Genomic DNA, 21,746 nt, shown 5'->3' with positions numbered 1-21,746 from the left:
CATGGAACTCTTCCAGTACCCCTACATGCAGCGCGCCCTGATCGGCGCGCTGGTGATCGGCCTGGCCGCGCCGGCGCTCGGCATCTACCTGGTGCAGCGCCGGCTGGCGTTGATCGGCGATGGTGTGGGGCACGTGGCGCTGACCGGCGTCGGCGCGGGGTTGCTGCTCAACCGCTCCCCGGTGCTGGTCGCGGTGATCGCCGCCACCATCGGCGCGATCGCCATCGAGATCGTCCGGGCCCGTGGGCGTACCTCCGGTGATCTGGCTCTGGCTCTGCTCTTCTACGGCGGCATCGCGGGTGGCGTACTCCTGGTCGGCCTCTCCGACGCGACCAGCGCGAACCTCAACGCCTACCTGTTCGGGTCGCTGACCACCATCTCGCCCGCCGACCTGACCACCATCGCGGTGCTCGGCGCGGCGATCCTGGTCACGATGATCGCGTTGCGGCCGGCGCTCTTCGCGGTCAGTCACGACGAGGAGTACGCCCGGGTCTCCGGTCTGCCGGTCCGCACGCTGAACCTGCTGATCGCGGTCGCCACAGCGGTCACCGTGACCATCGCCATGCGGGCCGTCGGCGTGCTGCTGATCAGCGCGCTGATGGTGGTGCCGGTTGCCACCGCCCAGCAGGTCACCCGGGGTTTCCGCAGCACGATGGCCGCCGCGATGGCGCTCGGGCTCTTCGCCGCCGGCTCGGGTGTCTGGGTGGCGGCCACGGCGGACACCGCGCCGGGCGCCTCGGTGGTGCTGGTGGCGATCGCCTCGTTCCTGGTGGTGGCCGTGGCCGGCGCTGTCTGGCGGGTCGTGCGCCGCCGGACGACGCCGACCGCCGTACCGACACCGGAACCTCACGAGGTCGTGCTGAGCTGAGCCTGGTCAGCGCGACGTCGGTGGTATTGGTTACCGTTGCAGGATGACCAGCGCGACGGGCTACGACGGGTTCGACGGGGCCAGCGAACTGCTCCGCGCCCTGTCCGCTCCCATTCGGCTGGCCATCGTCAGCGAGCTGGCCGACGGCGAGCGGTGCGTGCACGAGTTGGTGGAGAAGCTCGGCGCGGCGCAACCGCTGGTCTCCCAGCACCTGCGGGTGTTGCGCGGAGCGGGCGTGGTGCGCGGCTCCCGCCGAGGCCGGGAGATCGCCTACAGCCTGGTCGACGAGCACGTCGCGCACATCGTGGCGGACGCGGTCAGCCACGCCGGGGAGGGATCATGAGCGAGAGCACCGCCGCGGTGCGCAACACCCGGCAGCGTTCGGCGGTGAGCGCGCTGCTGGGCGAGATGGAGGGCTTCCACAGCGCCCAGGACCTGCACGCGATGCTGCGGCAGCGCGGCGAGCGGGTCGGCCTGACCACCGTCTACCGCACCCTCCAGGGGCTCGCCGACGCCGGTGAGATCGACGTGATGCGTCCGCCGGGCGGCGAGCACCTCTACCGCCGGTGCAGCGAGGGGCACCACCACCACCTGGTCTGCCGGGTGTGCGGGCGTACGGTCGAGGTGGCCGGCCCGGCCGTGGAAAGCTGGGCGGACCGGGTCGCCGCGCAGCACGGCTACGCCGACGTCAGCCACACCCTGGAAATCTTCGGCACCTGCCCGACCTGCCCGCGCTGACCACCGGCCCGGTCGGTCGCGATCCGGGCTCACTTCACGGGTGCCCCGCCAAGGCCGTTCGTGACACGCTGTCCGGCGTGAAGATCTATGCCGATCGGTTTCCGACAGCCGCCCGTCAGTTGCTCACCGACCTGCTCGTCGTCGCCTGGGTGTACGTGGCGATCCGCGGCGCGCTGTGGCTGCACGACCTGGTGCAGACGCTCGCCGTACCCGGACAGAAGCTGGAGGGCGCGGGCAGCGGCCTCGCCGACAACCTCGCCGAAGCCGGCGGCAAGGTCGGCCGGGTGCCACTGGTCGGCGACGAGCTGACCGCTCCGTTCCGGCAGGCCGCCGACGCGGCCCGTGGGCTGGCCGACGCCGGCCGCGACCAGCAGCACCTGGTCGATCAGCTCGCCCTCGCCCTCGCCGTCGCGGTGCTGATCTTCCCGCTCGGCATCGTGCTCTTCGGTTGGTTGCCGCTGCGGCTGCGCTGGATGCGCCGAGCCGGGTCGGCCGCGAAGCTGGCCGTCGGGCCGGCCGGTCGGGATCTGCTCGCCCTGCGCGCCCTGGCCACCCAGCCGCTGGGCCAACTGACCCGGATCGGCCCGGACGTCGCTGAGGCGTGGCGGCGCGGCGACGACGCGACAGTCGACGCCCTGGCCGCTCTGGAGCTGCGCCAACTCGGTCTACGCAGCCGGGGCCGCTAAAGTCGTCGGGTGTTCTACTTCCTCGTCGTCATCGCCGTCCTGCTGCTCGGCTACGCCGCTGTCCTGGTCTCCTTCCTGCGCCGGGGCAAGAAGATTCCACCTGCGGCGTACCTGGCCCTGGCCGGGCTCAACGGTCTGATCCTGGCGGGGGTGCTGGCCTGGGCGGTCGCCCGCTGACCGAAGCCGCCGACCCGCGCCGCGGTCAACCCCTGCCGACCCGTACCCCGGTCAACCCCTGCCGACCCGCACCCCGGCCGACCCGCGGCGGGGTTTACGGCTTTGGCGGGATGCGGCGGCGGACGTCCTCGGAGGTGGACGGACCGGGCGACCAGCGGGCCACCCAGGGCAGCTCCTCGGACGGGGTGAGCACGCCCTCCTCCAGGCTCGCGTAGCGGCCGGCGAGGATGCGCTTCGCGGCAGCGGTGTCGACCGAGTCGGTGTTGTCCCAGAGGGCGGCGAACAGGGCGTCCACCCGCACCCGCGCCTGCCGGCAGAACAGGTCGGCCAGCTCGACGTTCTCCGGGCGGCTGTCCCGTTCGGCGGAGGCCCGGACGCAGACCGCGGACATGGCGAACAACTCGGCGCCGATGTCCACCACCCGGCCGAGGAACGCCTGCTTACGCTCCATCTTTCCCTGCCAGCGGGACATCGCGTAGAACGTCGACCGGGCCAGCTTGCGCGACGAACGCTCCACCTGGCGCAGGTGCGCGGCGAGCGGGCCGAACTCGGCGTACGCCGAAGGGCTCTGCCCTCGACCGACGGCGAGCGTGGGCAGCCACTTCGCGTAGAAGGCGCCCGCTCGTGCGCCGGCTCGGGCCTTGCGGCCAAGCCCCGCGTCCGGGTCGATGATGTCGCCGGCCACCGACAGGTGGGCGTCGACCGCCTCCCGCGCGATCAGCAGGTGCATGATCTCGGTGGAACCCTCGAAGATCCGGTTGATCCGCAGGTCGCGCAGCATCTGCTCGACGGCGGCCGGGCGTTCGCCGCGGGCGGCCAGTGAGTCGGCCGTCTCGTAGCCGCGACCACCTCGGATCTGGATCAGCTCGTCGGCGATCTTCCAGGCCATCTCGCTGGCGTACAGCTTGACGAGTGCCGCCTCGATCCGGATGTCGTTGCGGTCGTCGTCGGCGAGCAGGCAGCAGAGGTCGAGCATCGTCTCCATGCCGTACGTGGTGGCGGCGATGAAGGAGAGTTTCTGCGCGACCGCCTCGTGCTCGCCCACCGGCCGTCCCCACTGGACCCGGTCGGCGGCCCACCCTCGGGCCACGTTCAATGCCCACTTGCCGGCGCCCACACACATGGCCGGCAGTGAGAGCCGGCCGGTGTTCAGAGTGGTCAGGGCGATTTTCAGCCCCTTGCCCTCGCCGCCGATGACGTTCTCGGCGGGGACGATCACGTCGTGGAACCGGGTCAGGCTGTTCTCCAGCCCGCGCAGGCCGATGAACTCGTTGCGCCGCTCGACGGTGATGCCGGGGCTGTCGCCGTCCACCACGAACGCGGTGATGCCGCCCCGACGTCCCTGCGTGGCCGGCACCCGGGCCATCACCACCAGCAGGGTGGCCACGATGCCGTTGGTGGCCCAGAGCTTCACCCCGTTGAGCCGGTAACCGGTGCCGTCCTCGGTCGGCTCCGCGATGGTGGCCAGCCGGGCCGGGTCGGAGCCGACGTCCGGCTCGGTGAGCAGGAACGCGGACACCTCACCGGCGGCGAGCCGGGGCAGGAAGCGTTGCTTCTGCTCGGGGGTGCCGAACATCTTCAGTGGCTGCGGCACCCCGATCGACTGGTGCGCCGAGAGCAGCGCGCCGATGGCCGGGCTGACCGAGCCGGCCAGCATGAGCGCTCGGCAGTAGTGCAGGTTGCTCAGCCCGAGCCCGCCGTACTTCCGGTCGATCTTCATGCCGAACGCGCCGAGGTCGGCCAGGCCGTGGAACACCGAGTCGGGTATGGACGCGTCCCGCTCGATGGCCTCACCATCCACCTCGGAGGTCAGGAAGGCGCGGAACCGACCAAGGAACTCCTCCGCGCGAGCCACGTCGTCCGGGTCGGATCGGGGCCACGGGTCGATCAGGTCGAGCCGGAACCGGCCGAGGAACAGCTCCTTGCCGAAGCTGGGCCGGTCCCAGGTGGATTCGCGGGCGGCCTCGGCGACCTGCCGGGCTTCCTTCTCGGTGACCTGCCCGGCTTCGGCGGGCAGCGGCGCGGCGGCACCGGCCGTGGGTTCGGAGTCGGGGCCGTCCGGTGCCGGTCGGCCGTTCTGCGTCGTGGTCACGGCTGCCCCCTCGAAGCTCGATGCGGCTACCGTCACGCTACCCCCGGTTGTTACCCAGGGGTAGCGCTGCGTGTAGATCGACGCGGTCAGCGTTCCTCGATGGTGTCCGGGTCGTCGTCATCGTCGTCGATGTCGTCCTCACCCCAGCTGCGCCGGGCGAACGGCAGCACCATCCAGAAGGTGAGGAACCACAGCCCGGTCAGGGCGCTGAGCAGGAAGGCGATCGGCCGGTCCAGCACGAAGTCGGTGATCAGCAGGACCGCGCTGACCATCGCGATCAGCATGAAGGCGAGGCCGCCGGTCGCCATCCGGTGCGCGAAACGGACCAGCTCCGGTTTACGCCCCTGCCGGAACAGCGCCCGGTGGAACGCCACCGGCGAGATGATCATCGCGGTGGCGGCGGCCGCCGCGAGCAACGCCACGATGTAGACGTCGCGCTGGAACTCAGTGGTCTCGTTGAACCCGTTACTGAACGGCAGGGTGAGCAGGAAGGCGAAGAGGATCTGCACGCCGGTCTGGGCGACCCGCAACTCCTGCAGCAGGTCGGCGAAGTTGCGCTGCCAGCGCTGCTTCTCGGTCTCCTTGGACACGCGCTACCTCCGGTGAGACGCTACTGCCGGCGGTCCCGCCCGCCGGCAGCAACGCCAATGCCCCACCCGGCCGAGCGCGAAACAGGTTCACGACACCTGCCGTTCATCTCGGCGACGCACGTCGGCCGCCGGCGGCGTCAGGACCCGCGTCGGATCCGGCCGGCGTACCGCGCTTCCAGCGCGTTGTTGTGCGCGTCGCCGTTCGGGATGTTCGCCGACAGGTAGACCGGGGGCCGCTCCCCCGCCGCCAGCAACCGCGCCACCACCTCCACTGTCACCTGCTGCGCCAGCAGCGCCGCGGTGATCGAGGAGACCGCGCCGACCGCGCCACCACCGGGCAGGGGCAGCGTCGCGTCGCCGTACGGCGCACCGTTGTCGAGCACCACGTCGGCGAGGTCGCTCAGCTTGCGCCCGGACGGGTGCCGGGAGGCCATTCGGCCGGAGTGCCGCGCCGAGGTGATCGCCACCAGCCCGTGACCGTGCTCCTTCACCAGCGTGGCGAACTCCACCATCGCGCCGTTGACGCCGGAGTTCGAGGCGAGCACGAAGACATCGGTGGGGCGCACCGGGGCCAGCTCGTAGAGGCGGTGCGCGACGGCCGGGTCCCGTTCCAGCAGCGGACCCAACCGGTCGGCCGGTTCGCCGCCGAGCAGCACCAGGTCGCGTAGCGCGATCCGGTTGGTCGGCACCAGACCACCCGCCCGTCCGGCGATCTCCATGGCGAGGGCCTCCGAGTGCCCGGTGCCGAACGCGTGCACCACGCCGTCGGCTCGGACGGCCTCGGCGATCAGGTCGGCGGCCCGCCCCACCGCCTCCCGCTGACTGGCGGCCACCCGGCCGATCGTCTCGGTCACCACGGCCAGGTAGTCCTCGGCACTCACCGTCATACGTCCTCCGTCGTTCGATTGCGGGCCAGCAGCCCGTTGGTGTCCACTGCTGCTCAGGCTGTCCCGCCGGCTCGGGCCAGGATCGCCTCGGCGAGCGGGGCCGGTGCCGCGTCCGGGATCCAGTGACTCACCCCGGGCAGCTGCACGAAGCGGTAGTCGCCGGTGACGTTCTCCGCGCACGCCTCGGCGGCGGTCCGGCCGATGGCGACGTCCCGGTCACTCCAGACGTACGTGGTGGGCACCGCGACCGGGCCGACGCCGGCCAGGTCGGCGCGGGACATCGCCCGGTACCAGTTCAGCGCGGCCGTCAGCGCACCCGGCTCACGCATCGGGTCGGCGTACCGGTTCACCCGGGAGGTGTCGCCCACCCCGCCGAGCATCTTGCGCAGCGCGGTGGCGTGCCACGCCAGCAGGACCTTCTCCGCTTTTTCGGGCTTGCGGAACAGGGCGATGTACGACGAGCGGGCCTTCTGTTGGGCGTCGTTGCTCAGGGCGTACGCCATGGCCGCCGGATGCGGTACGGACACGGCGGTCAGCGTGTGGACCCGCTCGGGGTGCCCGGCGGCGACCGCCCAGGCCACTATCGCGCCCCAGTCGTGTCCGACCAGGTGCACGGCGTCCAACCCGAGGGCGTCGAGCACCGCCACCACATCGGCGACCAGTTCCGGGATCCGGTAGTCGGCCACCACCGTGGGCCGGGCGCCGGGTGAGTAACCGCGCTGGTCCAGCGCGTACGTCCGCAGCCCGGCGGCGTGCAGCGCCGGCACCACGTCGTCCCACTCGCCGCTGTGCTGGGGGAAACCGTGCAGCAGCAGGACGGGTACGCCGTCCGTCGGACCGCCAACGGTCACCTCGAACGTGAAGCCTCGCGCGTCAACCCGCATGATCGGAAGCGTACCCAGACGGCGGTCGGCCGCTCGCTCCCGCAGGTCACGCGGATGCCCTGCTGGGCCCGCGCCCCTGGTCGGTGTTAGCGTCAGCGAGACAACTTCATATCCGACAGGGGAGCGCACAGCGCTGAGAGTGCGGGCACGCCCGCAGACCCTCGAACCTGATCTGGGTAATGCCAGCGCAGGGAGTTCGGTCGACCTCCAGCCGCGCCGCAGTCCGGTGCCACCGGACGCGGCGTGCGTCTTCTCCTGGTTCGCACTCACGAACTGGGAGCACCACATGACATCCACCACCGACACACACCGTTGGCGCACCATCGACATCGTGGTCGCCTCGGTGATCGCGGTCGCCTTCGGCGTCATCTTCTGGGCCTGGGGCCTGGTCTGGAGCGCCACCGAGGGCGCGTTCGCCTTCTTCCCGCCGGCGCAGACGCTGCTCTACGGCGTCTGGCTGATGCCGGCGGTGATCGGTGGGCTGGTCATCCGCAAGCCCGGCGCCGCGCTCTACTGCGAGACCGTGGCCGCGGTCCTGTCCGCGCTGCTGGGCAGCCAGTGGGCCGGCACTGTCATTCCGCAGGGCATCGTGCAGGGCATCGGCGCCGAGCTGGCCTTCGCCGCCTTCCGGTACCGGTCGTTCCGCCTGCCGACCGCGGTGTTCGCGGGCGCGCTCACCGGCCTCAGCGCCGCGCTGTTCGACTTCTTCGTCTGGAACGTCGACTACGCGCTGACCGACTACCGCATCCCGTACGCGCTGCTCACCATCGTCAGCGCCACAGTGATCGCCGGCCTGGGCGGTTGGCTGCTGACGAACGCCCTGGCCAACACCGGCGTCCTGGACCGCTTCCCGGCAGGCCGAAACCGAGCCCTGATCTAACCCCCACCCAACGGCGTTGATCAAGAGGTTTGCGTCAACAGAAGCCCATTTCCTGACGCAAACCTCTTGATCAACAGGGGTAGGCGAGGTGGGTGGGAGGGGGTGGGTTTGGTGGGCGGGGTACTGCTGCGGGGGTTCGGGTGGCGGCACGCTGGGCGGCGGGCCTGGGCTCTGCGCGGGGTTGATCTGCGGGTTGAGGCTGGGGAACGGGTTTTGCTTCTTGGGCCGTCCGGGGCCGGTAAGAGCACACTGCTCAGCGCCCTGGCGGGACTGCTGCCCGAGGACTCCGGCGAGCAGGAGGGCACCGTCGAGATCGACGGGCTCGACCCCCGCAAGGGGCGGGAACGGGTCGGCATCGTCTTCCAGGACCCGGAGACCCAACTGGTGATGGCGCGCTGCGGCGACGACGTCGCGTTCGGGCTGGAGAACCGGGGAGTACCGGCCGACGAGATCTGGCCCCGGGTGGACGAGGCCCTGCACCGGGTCGGCTTCCCGTACTCCCGGGACCGCCATACCGCCGCGCTCTCCGGCGGCGAGCAGCAACGCCTCGCCCTGGCCGGCGCGCTGGCCCTGCGCCCCGCCCTGCTGCTGCTCGACGAGCCGACGGCCAACCTCGACCCGGCCGGGGCCGAGCTGGTCCGGCACGCGGTGGCCGGCGCACTGGACGCCGACACCACGCTGATCCTGGTCGAGCACCGGGTCGCCGAGGCACTGCCGCTTGTCGACCGGGTGGTCGTCCTGGAACCGGGTGGCGGCGTCCGCGCGGACGGCCCGCCCGAGGCGGTCTTCGCCGCCCACGGCGCCGCCCTGGCCGCCGAGGGGGTCTGGGTGCCCGGTCACCCCATCGCGCCCCGACCGGCGACCGCCAGCCCCGGGGAGCTGTTGCTCACCGCCGACCGGCTCGGCCTGCCGCCCCGGCTGGGCCCCACCGACCTGGCGGTACGCGCCGGTGAAGCACTCGCCGTACGCGGACCGAACGGTGCCGGCAAGTCCACCCTGGCGTTGCTGCTCGGCGGTCTGCTCAGGCCGGGCAGCGGGCAGGTCACCGCGACCGCCGAGTTGGCCGGCGCGGACCACCGCACTCCCCCGCACCGGTGGCGGGCACCCGCGTTGGCCCGACGCATCGGGTCGGTCTTCCAGGACCCGGAGCACCAGTTCGTCACCAGCACCGTCTTCGACGAGCTGGCGCTGGGCCCGCGCCGCACCGGTCAACCCGAAGCAGCCGTCAAGGAGACCGTGGCCGGGCTGCTGGAACGGCTACGGCTGGCCCGACTCGCCGCCGCCAACCCGTACACCCTCTCCGGTGGCGAGGCGCGGCGGCTGAGCGTGGCGACCGCCCTCGCCACCGCGCCACGCCTGCTGATCTGCGACGAACCCACCTTCGGTCAGGACCGGCGGACCTGGCGGGAGCTGGTCGACCTCTTCGCCGACCTGCGCGACGCCGGGCACGCCGTGGTCACCGTCACCCACGACGCGGACTTCGTCACCGCGCTCGCCGACCGCACCGTCACCCTGCACCAGACCCCGGACGACCAGCGATGATCAGCATCGAGCCGGTCGCCGCGCCGGACGCGCCGTTGGCCCGCCGCAACCCGGTGGCGAAGGTCGCCGCCGCACTGGTCTTCTCGTTCACCCTGCTGGCGACCCTGGACCCGGTGGCCCCGGCAATCGCCATCGCCCTCGAACTGGCCGTCCTGCCGCTGTTCGGCATCCGCTACCGGGTGCTGGCCCGGCGGGCCTGGCCACTGCTGCTCAGTGCCGCCGGCATCCTGGTCACCCTGGTGCTGTTCGCCGCCGACCGGTCCGGCCGGGTCCTGCTGGACGTGGGACCGGTGCTGGTGAGCACCGGCGTCCTGCTCACCGCGCTCGGCCTGGTGCTGCGGGTGTTCGCGGTGGCCCTGCCCGGTGTGATCGTCTTCGCGACCACCGACCCCACCGACCTGGCCGACGCGTTGATCCAGAACGCGAAGGCGCCGGCCCGGTTCGCCATCGGGGCGCTGGCCGCGTTCCGACTGGTGCCGCTACTCGGTCAGGAGTGGCAGATGATCACCATGGCCCGCCGGGCGCGCGGGGTGGACGCCGGCCGCGATCCGGTGGCCAAGCTACGACTCTTCGCCTCCACCGGGTTCGCGCTGCTGGTCGGGGCCATCCGCCGAGGCACCCGACTGGCGGTGGCGATGGACGCGCGCGGCTTCGACGCCGGCACACCCCGTACCGTCGCCCGCCACCAGCACTTCACCCGCGCCGACGTCCTCCTCGTCGCCGGAGCTGCCGTACTCGCCGCAGCCGCCCTGACCACGAGCGTCATCCTGGGCACCTTCCGCCCTCTCATCAGCTGACCCCGCCCCCGCGGCCCGCCCGCTGCCTGCCCCCGCCCGCCGCCGCCGGCAAGATCCGCACAACATCAGGGATGTAGTGGCTTCGCTGGCGAAGGAGGCCACTACATCCCTGATGTTGTTGTCACCATCCGGCGCACACGCGCCACCCCCGTCGATCTTGCGAATTCTGTCGTCGATTCATTCATGTATGCCAGTTATGTGAGCGCAGAAAGTGCAAGATCGCGGGGTGGGACGGGGCGGGACGGGGGCGGGGTGGGTGGGGTGGGGTGGGGTGGGTGGGGTGGGGTGGCTTGGTCAGCTGCGGCGGAAGGCGTAGCGGCGGGCCTGGCCGGCCTGCTGGCTGCGGCCGCCGCCGGAGCGGTTGCCGCCGCCCTGTGGTGGCCCTGCCGTCGGTGCCTTCGGTCGGCCGGTCGCCTTCGGTAGATCACCCACCGAAGGCGCGTCGACAACCGCCGGCACATCGACCGCTGCCGGCACGGCCACCTCGTCCGGGACCGCCACCTCGCCCGGGGCGGAGGCTGGCAGCGCCGGCTCCACCAGTGCCGCAGGTAACGCCGACTCAGCCCGCAGCGCCGGCTCCACCAGTACCGCGGGCAGTGCCAAATCTGCCCGCGGCGCAGGCTCCACCAGTGCCGCCGGCAGCGCCGGCAGGGCCGGTTCGACCGCGAGGTCGAGGGCCGGGAGGGTGGTTGGCAGCGGGCCGTGGCCGGCTGCCGGGTCGACGCCGAGCGGCGTCACTCTCGGGGTACGGGTCTTCTTCGGGTTACGCCTGGCAGGCATCCGGGCCTCCTTCAATGCCGACCGGCACGGCCGGTCCCGCGCTGCGGCGGTCGGTCGGATCGGCTGGTAACCGCCGTTGCGCGGCGGTCGAGTGGGGAAGGGACTGCTCACCGGGCCAGGCAGGGCCATCGCCACCGAACGGCGGGGAGGGAATGCGGGACGCCCGGGAGCGCACGGACCGCGACGCGGGGCGGCGGGCCGGCTCGGAATTGGGGCGTCAGTTACGCATGTTCGTACCGTAGCCACCGCCCGACCGACGCGCATCCGTTTTTACTGGCACGATCGGCAGATGCTGATCGCGTTCTCGATCACCCCGCTCGGCGGTGACGACTCCGTGGGTGACCTGGTCGCCGAGGCGGTGCGGGTGGTCCGTGCGTCCGGCCTGCCCAACCGGACCGATGCCATGTTCACCACCATTGAGGGCGAGTGGGACGAGGTGATGGCGGTGGTGAAGCAGGCGGTCGACGTGGTCGCCGCGCAGGCGCCCCGGGTCAGTGTGGTGCTCAAGGCCGATGTCCGGCCCGGGGTCACCGACGCGCTGACCGGGAAGATCGCCCGAATCGAAGCCCGTCTCGCCGAAGGCTGACGCGCGCGGCGCGGAATGACGACACGTTTCCCTGCGCGGGGCTCACCGACCAGCGCCGAGGGCCCGAGCCGCCAGGGGCAACGTCCGCATCACGTGCAGTAACGGGACGTCGATCACTGGTCCGTATCGGCTCACATCACGGTAAGTTTCCAAGCGCTGATAGTGGTGTGACGAGAGGTGGCGGCACGAATGGCTGATCAGGCGAGGGCACAAATCGGTGTGACCGGGCTGGCGGTGATGGGTCGCAACGTGGCCCGCAACCTGGCCCGCAACGGCTTCACGGTGGCAGTGCACAACCGCTCGCCGGAGCGCACCCGCAGCCTGGTCGCCGAGCACGGCGACGAGGGCACGTTCCTGCCCGGCGAGACGATGGCCGATTTCGTGGCGTCACTGGAACGACCCCGCGCGGTCATCGTGATGGTGAAGGCCGGCGCGCCCACCGACGCGGTGATCGATGAGTTGGTGCCGCTGCTCGACGAGGGCGACATCATCGTCGACTGCGGCAACGCCCACTTCGCCGACACCCGTCGCCGCGAGGAGGCGCTGCGGGCCCAGGGGCTGCACTTCAGCGGCACCGGTGTCTCCGGCGGCGAGGAGGGCGCGCTGCGCGGGCCGAGCATCATGCCGGGCGGCTCCGCCGAGTCGTACGCGAAGCTCGGGCCGATGTTCGAGAAGATCGCCGCCCAGGTGGACGGCGTGCCGTGCTGCATGCACGTCGGGCCGGACGGCGCCGGGCACTTCGTCAAGATGGTGCACAACGGCATCGAGTACGCCGACATGCAGCTCATCGCCGAGGCGTACGACCTGCTCCGGGCCGGCCTGGACGCGACGCCGGCCGAAATCGCGGAGATCTTCCGGGAGTGGAACAACGGCGAGCTTGAGTCGTTCCTCATCGAGATCACCGCCGACGTGCTCGCGCACACCGACGCGGCGACCGGCCGGTCGTTCGTGGACATCGTGCAGGACCGGGCCGAGCAGAAGGGCACCGGTCGGTGGACCGTGCAGAGCGCCCTGGACCTGGGCATCCCGATCACCGGGATCGCCGAGGCGACCTTCGCGCGTTCGCTCTCCGGGCACGTCGACCAGCGCGAGGCGGCCCGCCGGGCGTTCCCCGACGCGGGTGAGAAGTGGCAGGTGACCGACCGGGAGACCTTCGTCGAGGACGTCCGCCGGGCGCTGCTCGCCTCCAAGATCGTCGCGTACGCGCAGGGCTTCGACCACATCCGCGCGGGCAGCCAGGAATACAACTGGGACATCGACCTTGGCGGCACCGCGACGATCTGGCGGGGCGGCTGCATCATCCGGGCCCGCTTCCTCAACCGGATCCGTGAGGCGTACGACGAGCAGCCCGACCTGCCGACGCTGCTGGTGGCGCCGTACTTCGCCGAGGCGGTCAGCGCCGGCGTGCCAAGCTGGCGGCGGGTGGTGGCCGACGCGACCCGGGCCGGTGTGCCGACGCCCGCGTTCTCGTCGTCGCTGGCGTACTTCGACGCGTTGCGCGCGGAGCGGCTGCCCGCAGCGCTGATCCAGGGTCTGCGGGACAACTTCGGCGCGCACACCTACCAGCGGGTGGACCGCGAGGGCTCGTTCCACACCACCTGGGCCGCCGACCGCACCGAGTCGCCGGCGTAGCCGGCGCGGCGCCCGGTTCGCAGCGCCCAGCGCCCTGCGCCCTGCGCCCTGCGCCCTGCGCCCTGCTAGATCGTGCTTGATCCAGGATGTAGTGGCCTCCCTCTCCGTGGAGGCCACTACATCCATGTTCAAGCGCGATCGAGGGAGACGGCAGGTGCGAACCGGTAGTGGTCAGGCGACCGTGGCGTACATCTCCCAGACGAGGATCTCGGCTGGTTCGTCGGCGGTCACCCGCCGGCCACCGGTCATGGTGAGCCGGGCCGCGTCGCCGCTGCCGAGCGGACCACTGCCCTCCAGGGTCACCGTGCCGTTGGGCACGTAGAGGTGCACGTAGGGCGCGTCCGGGATGGTGACCTCGTCGCCGGGGGCGAGACGGGCGGCGTGCAGGGTCGCGTACCGGTTGCGGATCCGGATCGCGGACGCGCCGTCGTAGCGGTCCATCCCGGACGCGATCGGCACCAGGCCCCCGCGGAGCAGCTCGTCCTCGATCTCCAACTGCTCGTAGCCGGGGTCTACGCCCTGCTCGTCGGGGAGCACCCACATCTGCACGAAGTGCACCGGGTCGGTGTGCGGCTCCTGGTTGTTGAGCCGCCAGGCGTCGTTCTTCTCGGAGTGCAGGATGCCGGTGCCGGCGCTCATCCGCTGGGCCAGACCCGGGTAGATCACCCCGGAGTGCCCGGTGGAGTCCTGGTGCACCAGGGAACCGCGCAGCACCCAGGTCACGATCTCCATGTCCTGGTGCGGGTGGGTCTCGAAGCCGGCGCCCGGTCGGACCACGTCGTCGTTGTTGACCAGCAGCAGGCCGTGGTGGGTGTTGGCCGGGTCGTAGTGCCGGGAGAACGAGAAGGAGTGCTTGGAGTCCAGCCAGGAGATCCGGGTGGCGAATCGATCATCGGCACGACGGATGTCGACGGCGGGCGCTGGCCCGGTCACCAGGCACGCTGCCCGGCGTCGAAGGTCGACGGCGCCCAGGTCAGGGCCGGCTCGCCGCTGGCCAGTTCGGCGATCTCACCGGTGCGCAACTGGGGAGTGTGGCCGAACTCGGCACAGTGCTGCTCGGCGATCTCGGCACAGATGTCGGCTACCTGCTCGCAGATCGGGTCGCCCAGGTCGGCGGCGTTCAACGCCATGATCATCTTGAAGCGGAGATCCCGCATCTGGCCCCCAACCGCCGTCGTCCCACCACCTCCGGACCCTACCCGCCGCCTTTGCGCAGGACCCCGAAACGAGCGCACCCACCCTCACAGGCGGGGTGAGTTGGTGGGGACGCGACGGCGCCGCCCGCACGGGAGTGCGGGCGGCGCCGAGGACAGCTAAGGGATCGGTCAGAAGAAGCGGCGGCGCTTGGCCTTCTGCGGACGCATCAGGTCCGCACCCTTGGTCAGCAGCCGGGTCGCCCCGGAGGGACCACGCCGGGCCTCCAGGGTGTGGCTGAGTCGGCGGGCGCCGGCCGCGGCCAGCGGCACCGCGATAGCCATCACCGCCCACTGGGCAATGCGCTTCTGGATCATGTGGGTTCACCTCCGTCAGTGGCTTCTGACGACTCTGATACCCAGAGTGACGTGCGGATAAGCGCGTCGGCTCAGATAACCGGGGCGACCGGGTTGGGCAACGCGCCGCCGAAGCGTCGGTCCCGCTGGGCGTAGAGCTCGCACGCGTACCAGAGGTGGCGGCGGTCGAAGTCGGGCCAGAGCGTGTCCAGGAAGACCAACTCGGCGTACGCCGTCTGCCAGAGCAGGAAGTTGGAGATCCGTTCCTCACCGGAAGGGCGCAGGAACAGGTCCACCTCCGGGATCTCCGGGTGGTAGAGGTACTTCGCCACGGTCTTCTCGGTGACCTTCGCCGGATCCAGCCGGCCGGCCGCCACGTCCCGTGCGATCGCGGCGGCGGCGTCACCGATCTCGGCCTGCCCGCCGTAGTTGACGCAGAACTGCAGGGTCAGCGTCGAGTTGTCGCGGGACATCTCCTCGGCGGTCTGCAGCTCGGTGATGACGCTCTTCCACAGCCGACCGGGCCGGCCCGACCACACCACCCGTACGCCCAGGTCGACCAGTTGGTCACGGCGGCGACGGATCACGTCCCGGTTGAACCCCATCAGGAACCGGACCTCGTCGGGCGAGCGCCGCCAGTTCTCGGTGGAGAACGCGTACGCCGACAGGTACGGAATGCCCATCTCGATGGCGCCTTCGATGGTGTCGAAGAGGCTGTGCTCCCCCGCCTCGTGCCCCTTGGTGCGGGGCAGCCCGCGGTCCTTGGCCCAGCGGCCGTTGCCATCCATCACCACCGCCACGTGCTTCGGCACCGCGTCGGTGGGCAGCGCCGGCGGTCGGGCCCCGGACGGGTGTGGCACCGGCGGGGTCGGCTCGCGCCGGCCGGCCTTCTTCGATCGGATCACTCGGTCACTCCCTGTTCGCGCCGTCCGCCCCGGCCTCGACGTCGCCGCGTGGCCGGAGCACCACGGCCCCGGTGCCTTCCGGCGGAGGGGCCGTGCCGGCCGCCGAGGGACCCCGGTCGACCAGCGGCAGCGAGCGTAGCGCGCGCTCCAGGTGCCACTGCAGGTGAGCCGCGACCAGCCCACTGCACTCTCGACGTACGGCGGTGTCGGTGGCGTCGGCGATCACCCAGTCGCCGGAGGTCAGCGCGGACATCAGGTCGATGGTGGCCGGGGCGGGATGAGCCGCCCCGGGGGGCCGGCAGTCCGGACAGACAGCGCCGCCGGCCGGAACCGAGAACGCCCGGTGCCGCCCGGGCGTGCCGCAGACCGCGCAGGCGACCAGCGCCGGCGCCCAGCCGGCCAGGGACATCCCGCGCAGCAGGTACGCGTCGAGCACCAGGGTGGTGGCGTGCTCGCCCCGGGACAGCGCCTTCAGCGCGCCGACTGTGAGCTGGAACAGCCGCAGCGACGGCTCCCGTTCCACCGGGGTCAGCCGCTCGGCGGTCTCGGCGATCGCGCTGGCCGCCGTGTAGCGCGGATAGTCGCCCAGGAACCGTTTGCCGTACAGGTCGATGCCCTCGACCTGGCTCACGGTGTGCAGTGAACTGCCGTGGTTGCCCTTCGGGTCGCCGGCGAGTTGGAGGTCGACGTGGCCGAACGGCTCAAGCCGGGCACCGAACTTGCTGGTGGTGCGGCGGATGCCTCGAGCCACCGCGCGTAGCCGGCCGTGCCGGCGGGTGAGCAGGGTGATGATCCGGTCGGACTCGCCGAGCTTCTGCACACGCAGCACCACCGCGTCGTCGCGGTAGAGCTGTCGGCGATACCCGGCCATCGGGCCATTCTCCCTCGGGGTGTGAAATCAGGGTTGGTTCGGGGTGCAAGCGCGGTTGAACCCCGATGCGTCGGCCTCGTGCCCGGCCGTAGCGTGCTGGTCATGGCCCTGCACCTGACCACCACCGCCCGCCGTCGTCGCGTCGCCGCTCCCGTCGCGCTGGGGCTCGCCACCACCCTCATCGTGCTCGCCGGGTGCGACAACCTGTCGTTCCGTCGGCTCGACTACGACAACACCGAGGCGGCCCGGATCACCACGGTCCGGGTCTCCGGGGGTTCGGGCGACGTGGTGATCCGCGGCACCGGCGCGGCGTCCGAGGTGCGGATCAAGCGAGTGGTTCGCTACCAGGGCGGTGAACCGGACAACACCCGCTACGAGATCAAGGGCAGCGAGTTGGTGCTGGACACCGACTGTGGCTCGCGATGCAGCATCTCCTACGAGGTGACGGTGCCGGAGGGTGTGGCGGTAAAGGGCGAGACCAGCTCCGGCAACGTCGAGCTGAGCCGGGTCGGCACCGTGGAGCTACAGGTGCGCTCGGGCGACGTGCGGATCTCCGGTGCGTCGGGCGCGGTCGGCGTGGAGGCCCAGTCGGGCAACATCGAGGTGAACGAGGCCGCCGCGGCGGTACGGCTGCGCGCCTCGTCGGGAGACATCACCGCGCGCCGGCTGGGCGGCACTGTCGATGCTGAGGCCAGCTCGGGCAATGTCAACGTGGAGCTGGACAAGCCCGCCTCGGCCCGGGTCCACGCCTCCAGCGGTGACGTCACGCTGGTGGTGCCGCAGGGCAGCTACCGGGTCCGGTCCAACGCCGATTCCGGCGACGAGACCGTGACCGTCGCTGACAACCCGGCGGCGTCCCTGGTGCTCGACGGTTCGGCCAACAGCGGCAACCTCACGATCAGCGAGCGTTGATCTCGACGTCGGCCGGCTCCCCGGCCGTCCGCTGCGCCGGCACCACCGCTCGTCCGACGGTCGCCCCGCCCGCGGCTTCGGCACCCGGCCGGGCCGTCGCGTCGACGGACGGCGTCGGGCCACCGGGGATCAGCTCCGGGCGGCGACGGGCGGCGACGTCCTCGACCCACCCGACGGCCAGGGTGACCAGCCCGACCAGGGCGAAGACCAGCAGCACCCGGATGGCCAGGCCCACCGGGTCCTGGTGGGACCAGCCCACCACGTCGACCAGTGGGGTGAGCGCCACCACGAACGGCATGTGCCAGAGGTAGACGGTGAGCGCCCGCCGGTTGAGCATTGTCACCGCCCGGTCGGCCGGTCGGCTCCGGCTCAGCCAGGCCACCCCGGCCGGCGCCCGGCCCAGCACGATCAGGATGAACGCGGCCGACCAGAGGGCGTTGCCCAGGGGGTTGTCGTTCAGGTCGTACCCACGCGGACCGGGATGCTCGACGATCCAGGCGCCGCCGCCCACGGCGAGGGCGAGGGCGAGCGGGTACAGCAGCCGGCCGGAGAGCCGGCGCAGCATCCCGGCGTGGTGGGCGAAGCCGAGCAGCCACGCGCCGAAGTAGAGCCCGAACTCGCGCAGCACCGGCGGTGCCGGGTAGATCCCCACCTCGATGGTCACCAGCAGGAGGTACGGGGCGAGCACCGTCATCAGCGGGGCACGCCGGAACAGCCAGATCGCGACAGGCGAGGCGAGCAAGAACCAGAGATAGTCGCGCAGGTACCAGATGGTGCTCAGGGCCAGCGCGCCCCAGTGGTTGGCCGGCGGGTCGGCGATCGGGAACAGCCACAGCAGCACCCGAGGGCTCACCGACAACCCGCTGAACAGCATGGCCGGCACGAAAACCACCGCGAGCACCCACAGCGACGGCAGCAGCCGACGCAGCCGACGCCCGACCGCCGCCGGGCCGACCCGGGTCAGCGACGCGGCCATCAGTGAGCCTGCCAGCGCGAACATCACCGACATGGCGGGGAAGACGAGGGTGAGGGTCGCCCATCCGGTGACGTGGTAAACGACCACTCGAATGATGGCCAGGGCACGGAGGAGGTCGAGGTACCTGTTGCGCATCAGCCTGCATCTCGGTCGGGGACGCGGGGCACGACTTTCCTACCCTGCGTGGCGCCCGCACCAAACGACCGCTGTCCCGGCCATGCGTGAACATCCCCGGCTGCCCGACCGACGGCGATGGTGCCGCCGGTCGGGCACCGCCGACGAAACGGGTCAGAAGCCCAGCTTGCGCAGTTGCTTCGGGTCGCGCTGCCAGTCCTTCGCGACCCGCACGTGCAGGTCGAGGTAGACCCGACCGCCGAGCAGTTCCTCGATCTGCTTGCGGGCGGTGGTGCCGACCTCCTTGAGCCGACTCGCCTTGTGCCCGAGCACGATGGCCTTCTGGCTGGGCCGCTCCACGTACAGGTCGGCGTAGATCTTCATGACCTGACCCTCGGGGATCATCTCCTCCACCACCACGGCGATGGAGTGCGGCAGCTCGTCGCGGACCCCCTCCAGGGCGGCTTCCCGGATCAGCTCGGCGACAAGCACCTGCTCGGGATCGTCGGTGAGCATGTCGTCCGGGTAGAGCTGCGGCGACGGCGGCAAGTATTTGGTCATCACGTCGACGAGGGTGTCCACCTGGTGCCCGGACACGGCGCTCACCGGCACGATCTCGGCGAACTCCCCCATCTTGCTGACCGCGAGCAACTGCTCCGCCAGTTGGCGCTTGTCCACCAGGTCGGTCTTGGTGACCACCGCCAGCACTGTCGCCTTCAACTCGGCCAGCTCGCCGGTGATGAACTTGTCACCGCGCCCAACCGGCTCGTTCGCCGGGATGCAGAGGCCGATCACGTCGACCTCGGTCCAGGTGGAGCGGACCAGATCGTTGAGACGTTCGCCGAGCAGCGTACGGGGGCGGTGCAGGCCAGGTGTGTCGACGAGGACCAGCTGCGACTCCGGTCGGTGCAGCACCGCCCGGATGACGTGCCGGGTGGTCTGCGGCTTGTTCGAGGTGATGGCGATCTTGGTGCCGACGATGGCGTTGGTCAGCGTCGACTTGCCGGCGTTGGGGCGACCGACGAAACAGCCGAACCCGGCCCGGTACGGACGCGCCTGCGGATCCTGCACCGGGCTCACTGGGTCACCGTGCCGAGGACCGTGCCGTCCGGAGCGGCCACGTGGACCGGTGCGTCCGCCGCGAGGTCCCGTACCGCCGCGTGCCCGGCACCATCCAGCGTCGACGCCTCGGTCACCACCACCGCCGCCTCCAACCGACTCGCGCCGGCCGCCACGGCCGACGCCACCGCCAACTGCAACGCGGTGAGCGTCAGCGACGGCAGCGCGACACTGGCCGCCGCGTACGTCCGGCCGTCCTGGTCGCGGACCGCAGCGCCCTCGACGGCACCGACCCGCGCCCGGGCTCCCCGGGCCAGGACGACGAGCTTGCCGTCCTCGGCGCTCAGCGCGCCCGACGCGGTGGGGGTGGGCCGGGCGGCAGGCACGGCGGGTGTGTCAGGCATCGGCGGATTGCCTCTCGTCGTCTCGATAGTTGTCCGTGTCGTCCCCGGGGCCGGCGTGCTCGCCGCGCCCCGCGGTGTCCTGCTCATCGCCCGGCTCCACCCGACTGACCAGGACGGTGTCGATGCGGTTGCGCCGGCCGGTGGTGCCCTCGGCGACCAGGCGGAGACCGGCTACCTCGGCCTCGGCGCCCGGGATCGGCACCCGCCCCAGCGACTGGGCGAGCAGACCGCCGACCGTCTCCACCTCGTCGGTGGGCAGGTCGGTGTCGAACATCTCGCCCAGATTCTCCACCGGCAGGCGAGCGGTCACCCGCACCGAGGAGTCCGCCAGACGTTCGACGGGCGGGCGCTCGACATCGTACTCGTCGGTGATCTCACCGACGATCTCCTCGAGGATGTCCTCGATGGTGACCAGACCGCCGGTGCCGCCGTACTCGTCGACCACGATGACCAGGTGGTTGCGGGCCGCCTGCATCTCGGACAGCAGGTCGTCGACCGGCTTGGACTCCGGTACGAAGGTCGCCGGGCGCATCAGCTCGGCCACCGGCAACTGCTCGGCCCTCGGGTCCCCGCCACGGGAGCGCCGGATCAGGTCCTTGAGGTAGAGCACCCCCAGCACGTCGTCGACGCTCTCGCCGATCACCGGGATGCGGGAGAAACCGGAGCGCAGGAAGAGCGCCAGCGCCTGCTCGAGCGTCTTGCCCTCCTCGATCCACACCATCTCGGTACGCGGCACCATCACCTCACGGGCGATGGTGTCGCCGAGCGCGAAGACGGAGTGGATCATCTGGCGTTCGCCGTGCTCGACCACGCCGCGCTGCTCGGCCAGGTCGACCAGCTCCCGCAGCTCCACCTGGGTGGCGAACGGGCCTTCCCGGAAGCCACGCCCCGGGGTGACCGCGTTGCCGATCAGGATCAGCAGCGACGCGAGCGGGTTGAGCGCCCGGCCCAGCCAGCGGACCAGCGGTGCCACCGCACGGCCCACGGCGTAGGCGTGCTGCCGGCCGATGGTGCGCGGGGCGACGCCCACGACCACGAAGCTGACCACTGTCATCGCGCCGGCGGTCACCAGTGCGGCCCGCCAGCCGGCGCCGAAGCTGTCCACCGCCACGAGCGCCACCAGTGTGGTGGCGGTCAGCTCGGCGAGCAGCCGCAACAGCAGGAGCAGGTTGAGGTGCCGGACGACGTCGCCGGCCACGACCTGGAGGGTACGGGCGCCACGCACGCCGTCGCGGGCCAGCTCGGCGGCTCGGGCCGGTGAGACCGCGGCGAGGGCCGCCTCGGTCATCGCGATCAGGCCGGCCAGCACCACGAGACCGGCCGCGAAGACGATCAGCTGAAAGTCGGGAAGGCCGGCGGTGGCGCCGGCCGCGAGTAACGGAGGAGTGGACATCACTGGGTGCGGGTCGACCGCCAGCTCGCCAGCAGCCGAGCCTGGAGTGCGAACATTTCCCGCTCCTCCTCCGGCTCGGCGTGGTCGTAACCGAGCAGGTGCAGCACCCCGTGCACGGTGAGCAGGTGCAGCTCGTCGGCGGGCGCGTGCCCGGCGGTCGCCGCCTGCTTGGCCGCCACCTCCGGGCAGAGCACGATGTCGCCGAGCAGGGCGGGCTCGCCGCCGGCCGGTGCGGACTCACCCGGGCCGTGGTCGACGCTGCCCTCGTCCATGGGAAAGGCGAGGACGTCGGTCGGGCCGTCGCCACCCATCCAGCGGTGGTTCAGCTCGGTCATGTAGTCGATGTCGACCAGCAGCACTGACAGCTCGGCGAGGGGGTTGACCCCCATCTCGTCGAGGGCGTGCCGGGCGACGGCGAGCACGGCGTCGGTGTCGACGTCGACACCGGACTCGTTGGCGATCTCGATGGACAACTGCTTTCCT

Annotated in this window: 26 protein-coding genes and 1 riboswitch; of the genes, 11 read left to right on the top strand and 15 right to left on the bottom strand. The window is 71.5% G+C overall.

Annotated features, from left to right (window positions below; genetic code table 11):
- Nucleotide 1 precedes the first annotated feature (1 nt).
- The 5 genes from AB0B68_RS29485 to AB0B68_RS29465 all read left to right on the top strand — a co-directional run bounded on the left by AB0B68_RS29485 (nt 2) and on the right by AB0B68_RS29465 (nt 2,469).
- Entirely contained in the window at nt 2-868 is an 867-nt protein-coding gene (locus AB0B68_RS29485; RefSeq protein ID WP_357206258.1) for a metal ABC transporter permease, read from the top strand.
- A gap of 43 nt (nt 869-911) precedes the next feature.
- Entirely contained in the window at nt 912-1,211 is a 300-nt protein-coding gene (locus tag AB0B68_RS29480; RefSeq protein WP_088988100.1) for a metalloregulator ArsR/SmtB family transcription factor, read from the top strand.
- Nucleotides 1,208-1,606 (top strand): Fur family transcriptional regulator, encoded by a 399-nt coding sequence (locus AB0B68_RS29475; RefSeq protein ID WP_357206256.1) that lies wholly within the window; start codon nt 1,208-1,210, stop codon nt 1,604-1,606. Before AB0B68_RS29480 ends, AB0B68_RS29475 begins: the two co-directional genes overlap by 4 nt.
- Nucleotides 1,607-1,683: 77 nt before the next feature.
- Entirely contained in the window at nt 1,684-2,292 is a 609-nt protein-coding gene (locus tag AB0B68_RS29470) for a hypothetical protein (RefSeq protein WP_357264157.1), read from the top strand.
- A gap of 9 nt (nt 2,293-2,301) precedes the next feature.
- Complete coding sequence (locus tag AB0B68_RS29465) at nt 2,302-2,469, top strand: hypothetical protein (protein ID WP_355009250.1); 168 nt, start codon at nt 2,302-2,304, stop codon at nt 2,467-2,469.
- 94 nt (nt 2,470-2,563) lie between these two features.
- Here AB0B68_RS29465 and AB0B68_RS29460 read toward each other — a convergent pair whose 3' ends face one another.
- From AB0B68_RS29460 to AB0B68_RS29445, 4 genes are all read right to left on the bottom strand, one after another.
- On the bottom strand, nt 2,564-4,561 hold the full coding sequence (locus tag AB0B68_RS29460) for an acyl-CoA dehydrogenase family protein (protein WP_357264154.1): 1,998 nt from the start codon (nt 4,559-4,561) through the stop codon (nt 2,564-2,566).
- An 86-nt stretch (nt 4,562-4,647) separates the two neighbouring features.
- Complete coding sequence (locus AB0B68_RS29455) at nt 4,648-5,151, bottom strand: DUF6328 family protein (protein ID WP_357206252.1); 504 nt, start codon at nt 5,149-5,151, stop codon at nt 4,648-4,650.
- A 137-nt stretch (nt 5,152-5,288) separates the two neighbouring features.
- Nucleotides 5,289-6,038: an SIS domain-containing protein gene (locus AB0B68_RS29450; protein WP_357264151.1), complete on the bottom strand. Its 750-nt coding sequence runs from the start codon at nt 6,036-6,038 to the stop codon at nt 5,289-5,291.
- Between the two features lie 53 nt (nt 6,039-6,091).
- Entirely contained in the window at nt 6,092-6,922 is an 831-nt protein-coding gene (locus tag AB0B68_RS29445; protein WP_357264148.1) for an alpha/beta fold hydrolase, read from the bottom strand.
- 107 nt (nt 6,923-7,029) lie between these two features.
- A riboswitch (TPP riboswitch) is annotated at nt 7,030-7,134 on the top strand.
- A gap of 74 nt (nt 7,135-7,208) precedes the next feature.
- Between AB0B68_RS29445 and AB0B68_RS29440 the strand changes: the two genes are divergently transcribed.
- The 3 genes from AB0B68_RS29440 to AB0B68_RS29430 all read left to right on the top strand — a co-directional run bounded on the left by AB0B68_RS29440 (nt 7,209) and on the right by AB0B68_RS29430 (nt 10,141).
- Nucleotides 7,209-7,802 (top strand): ECF transporter S component, encoded by a 594-nt coding sequence (locus AB0B68_RS29440; RefSeq protein ID WP_210786970.1) that lies wholly within the window; start codon nt 7,209-7,211, stop codon nt 7,800-7,802.
- Between the two features lie 111 nt (nt 7,803-7,913).
- A complete protein-coding gene (locus tag AB0B68_RS29435) occupies nt 7,914-9,344 on the top strand; it encodes an ABC transporter ATP-binding protein (protein WP_357207822.1) in 1,431 nt (476 codons plus the stop codon).
- Nucleotides 9,341-10,141, top strand: a complete 801-nt coding sequence (locus AB0B68_RS29430) for an energy-coupling factor transporter transmembrane component T (RefSeq protein WP_357264145.1) — start codon at nt 9,341-9,343, stop codon at nt 10,139-10,141. Before AB0B68_RS29435 ends, AB0B68_RS29430 begins: the two co-directional genes overlap by 4 nt.
- Nucleotides 10,142-10,435: 294 nt before the next feature.
- On the opposite strand, the gene AB0B68_RS29425 is transcribed toward AB0B68_RS29430, so the two are convergent.
- A complete protein-coding gene (locus AB0B68_RS29425) occupies nt 10,436-10,921 on the bottom strand; it encodes a hypothetical protein (RefSeq protein WP_357207816.1) in 486 nt (161 codons plus the stop codon).
- 289 nt (nt 10,922-11,210) lie between these two features.
- On the opposite strand from AB0B68_RS29425, the gene AB0B68_RS29420 reads away from it, so the two are divergent.
- Both AB0B68_RS29420 and gndA read left to right on the top strand, forming a co-directional pair.
- On the top strand, nt 11,211-11,507 hold the full coding sequence (locus AB0B68_RS29420; RefSeq protein ID WP_357207813.1) for a thiamine-binding protein: 297 nt from the start codon (nt 11,211-11,213) through the stop codon (nt 11,505-11,507).
- Nucleotides 11,508-11,696: 189 nt separating this feature from the next.
- Nucleotides 11,697-13,139, top strand: a complete 1,443-nt coding sequence (gene gndA / locus AB0B68_RS29415; protein ID WP_357207810.1) for an NADP-dependent phosphogluconate dehydrogenase — start codon at nt 11,697-11,699, stop codon at nt 13,137-13,139.
- Between the two features lie 171 nt (nt 13,140-13,310).
- On the opposite strand, the gene AB0B68_RS29410 is transcribed toward gndA, so the two are convergent.
- The 5 genes from AB0B68_RS29410 to recO all read right to left on the bottom strand — a co-directional run bounded on the left by AB0B68_RS29410 (nt 13,311) and on the right by recO (nt 16,405).
- Nucleotides 13,311-14,072, bottom strand: coding sequence for a pirin family protein (locus AB0B68_RS29410; protein ID WP_357264142.1), 762 nt, complete (start codon nt 14,070-14,072; stop codon nt 13,311-13,313).
- On the bottom strand, nt 14,069-14,296 hold the full coding sequence (locus AB0B68_RS29405; RefSeq protein ID WP_357264139.1) for a thioredoxin reductase: 228 nt from the start codon (nt 14,294-14,296) through the stop codon (nt 14,069-14,071). The genes AB0B68_RS29410 and AB0B68_RS29405 overlap by 4 nt, the downstream gene beginning before the upstream one ends.
- Before the next feature lie 168 nt (nt 14,297-14,464).
- Nucleotides 14,465-14,650, bottom strand: a complete 186-nt coding sequence (locus AB0B68_RS29400; protein WP_238660698.1) for a hypothetical protein — start codon at nt 14,648-14,650, stop codon at nt 14,465-14,467.
- A gap of 71 nt (nt 14,651-14,721) precedes the next feature.
- Nucleotides 14,722-15,534: an isoprenyl transferase gene (locus AB0B68_RS29395; RefSeq protein WP_355009270.1), complete on the bottom strand. Its 813-nt coding sequence runs from the start codon at nt 15,532-15,534 to the stop codon at nt 14,722-14,724.
- Between the two features lie 4 nt (nt 15,535-15,538).
- Nucleotides 15,539-16,405 (bottom strand): DNA repair protein RecO, encoded by an 867-nt coding sequence (recO, locus tag AB0B68_RS29390; RefSeq protein WP_357204748.1) that lies wholly within the window; start codon nt 16,403-16,405, stop codon nt 15,539-15,541.
- Nucleotides 16,406-16,507: 102 nt separating this feature from the next.
- On the opposite strand from recO, the gene AB0B68_RS29385 reads away from it, so the two are divergent.
- Complete coding sequence (locus tag AB0B68_RS29385) at nt 16,508-17,317, top strand: DUF4097 family beta strand repeat-containing protein (RefSeq protein WP_357204750.1); 810 nt, start codon at nt 16,508-16,510, stop codon at nt 17,315-17,317.
- Here the strand turns inward: AB0B68_RS29385 and AB0B68_RS29380 are convergent.
- The 5 genes from AB0B68_RS29380 to ybeY all read right to left on the bottom strand — a co-directional run bounded on the left by AB0B68_RS29380 (nt 17,304) and on the right by ybeY (nt 21,736).
- The gene (locus tag AB0B68_RS29380) at nt 17,304-18,428 is read right to left on the bottom strand and encodes an acyltransferase (RefSeq protein WP_357204752.1); all 1,125 of its coding nucleotides are present in this window, start codon (nt 18,426-18,428) and stop codon (nt 17,304-17,306) included. The two genes, AB0B68_RS29385 and AB0B68_RS29380, sit on opposite strands and share 14 nt — an antisense overlap.
- Before the next feature lie 153 nt (nt 18,429-18,581).
- Nucleotides 18,582-19,487: a GTPase Era gene (gene era / locus AB0B68_RS29375; protein ID WP_355009274.1), complete on the bottom strand. Its 906-nt coding sequence runs from the start codon at nt 19,485-19,487 to the stop codon at nt 18,582-18,584.
- Nucleotides 19,484-19,870: a cytidine deaminase gene (locus AB0B68_RS29370; protein WP_357204754.1), complete on the bottom strand. Its 387-nt coding sequence runs from the start codon at nt 19,868-19,870 to the stop codon at nt 19,484-19,486. Before AB0B68_RS29370 ends, era begins: the two co-directional genes overlap by 4 nt.
- Nucleotides 19,863-21,287 carry a hemolysin family protein gene (locus tag AB0B68_RS29365; protein ID WP_357204771.1) on the bottom strand — a complete coding sequence of 475 codons (1,425 nt, stop codon included), beginning with the start codon at nt 21,285-21,287 and terminating at the stop codon, nt 19,863-19,865. Before AB0B68_RS29365 ends, AB0B68_RS29370 begins: the two co-directional genes overlap by 8 nt.
- Nucleotides 21,263-21,736, bottom strand: coding sequence for an rRNA maturation RNase YbeY (gene ybeY, locus AB0B68_RS29360; protein ID WP_030491788.1), 474 nt, complete (start codon nt 21,734-21,736; stop codon nt 21,263-21,265). Before ybeY ends, AB0B68_RS29365 begins: the two co-directional genes overlap by 25 nt.
- Between the last annotated feature and the right edge of the window lie 10 nt (nt 21,737-21,746).

Origin of the sequence: Micromonospora sp. NPDC049049 (genome assembly GCF_040649115.1) — a bacterium.
Lineage (GTDB): Bacteria > Actinomycetota > Actinomycetes > Mycobacteriales > Micromonosporaceae > Micromonospora.
Note: the sequence above shows the minus strand (reverse complement) of the source record. Positions and strands in the feature narration are given on the sequence as shown.

What these genes read in the sequence shown, in the direction of transcription:
- AB0B68_RS29485 (WP_357206258.1), top strand. Translation starts at nt 2, where the DNA reads ATGGAACTCTTCCAGTACCCCTACATGCAGCGCGCCCTGATCGGCGCG.
- AB0B68_RS29480 (WP_088988100.1), top strand. Translation starts at nt 912, where the DNA reads ATGACCAGCGCGACGGGCTACGACGGGTTCGACGGGGCCAGCGAACTG.
- AB0B68_RS29475 (WP_357206256.1), top strand. Translation starts at nt 1,208, where the DNA reads ATGAGCGAGAGCACCGCCGCGGTGCGCAACACCCGGCAGCGTTCGGCG.
- AB0B68_RS29450 (WP_357264151.1), bottom strand. Translation starts at nt 6,038, where the DNA reads ATGACGGTGAGTGCCGAGGACTACCTGGCCGTGGTGACCGAGACGATC.
- AB0B68_RS29445 (WP_357264148.1), bottom strand. Translation starts at nt 6,922, where the DNA reads ATGCGGGTTGACGCGCGAGGCTTCACGTTCGAGGTGACCGTTGGCGGT.
- AB0B68_RS29440 (WP_210786970.1), top strand. Translation starts at nt 7,209, where the DNA reads ATGACATCCACCACCGACACACACCGTTGGCGCACCATCGACATCGTG.
- AB0B68_RS29430 (WP_357264145.1), top strand. Translation starts at nt 9,341, where the DNA reads ATGATCAGCATCGAGCCGGTCGCCGCGCCGGACGCGCCGTTGGCCCGC.
- AB0B68_RS29425 (WP_357207816.1), bottom strand. Translation starts at nt 10,921, where the DNA reads ATGCCTGCCAGGCGTAACCCGAAGAAGACCCGTACCCCGAGAGTGACG.
- AB0B68_RS29420 (WP_357207813.1), top strand. Translation starts at nt 11,211, where the DNA reads ATGCTGATCGCGTTCTCGATCACCCCGCTCGGCGGTGACGACTCCGTG.
- gndA (WP_357207810.1), top strand. Translation starts at nt 11,697, where the DNA reads ATGGCTGATCAGGCGAGGGCACAAATCGGTGTGACCGGGCTGGCGGTG.
- AB0B68_RS29405 (WP_357264139.1), bottom strand. Translation starts at nt 14,296, where the DNA reads ATGCGGGATCTCCGCTTCAAGATGATCATGGCGTTGAACGCCGCCGAC.
- AB0B68_RS29400 (WP_238660698.1), bottom strand. Translation starts at nt 14,650, where the DNA reads ATGATCCAGAAGCGCATTGCCCAGTGGGCGGTGATGGCTATCGCGGTG.
- recO (WP_357204748.1), bottom strand. Translation starts at nt 16,405, where the DNA reads ATGGCCGGGTATCGCCGACAGCTCTACCGCGACGACGCGGTGGTGCTG.
- AB0B68_RS29385 (WP_357204750.1), top strand. Translation starts at nt 16,508, where the DNA reads ATGGCCCTGCACCTGACCACCACCGCCCGCCGTCGTCGCGTCGCCGCT.
- AB0B68_RS29380 (WP_357204752.1), bottom strand. Translation starts at nt 18,428, where the DNA reads ATGCGCAACAGGTACCTCGACCTCCTCCGTGCCCTGGCCATCATTCGA.
- AB0B68_RS29370 (WP_357204754.1), bottom strand. Translation starts at nt 19,870, where the DNA reads ATGCCTGACACACCCGCCGTGCCTGCCGCCCGGCCCACCCCCACCGCG.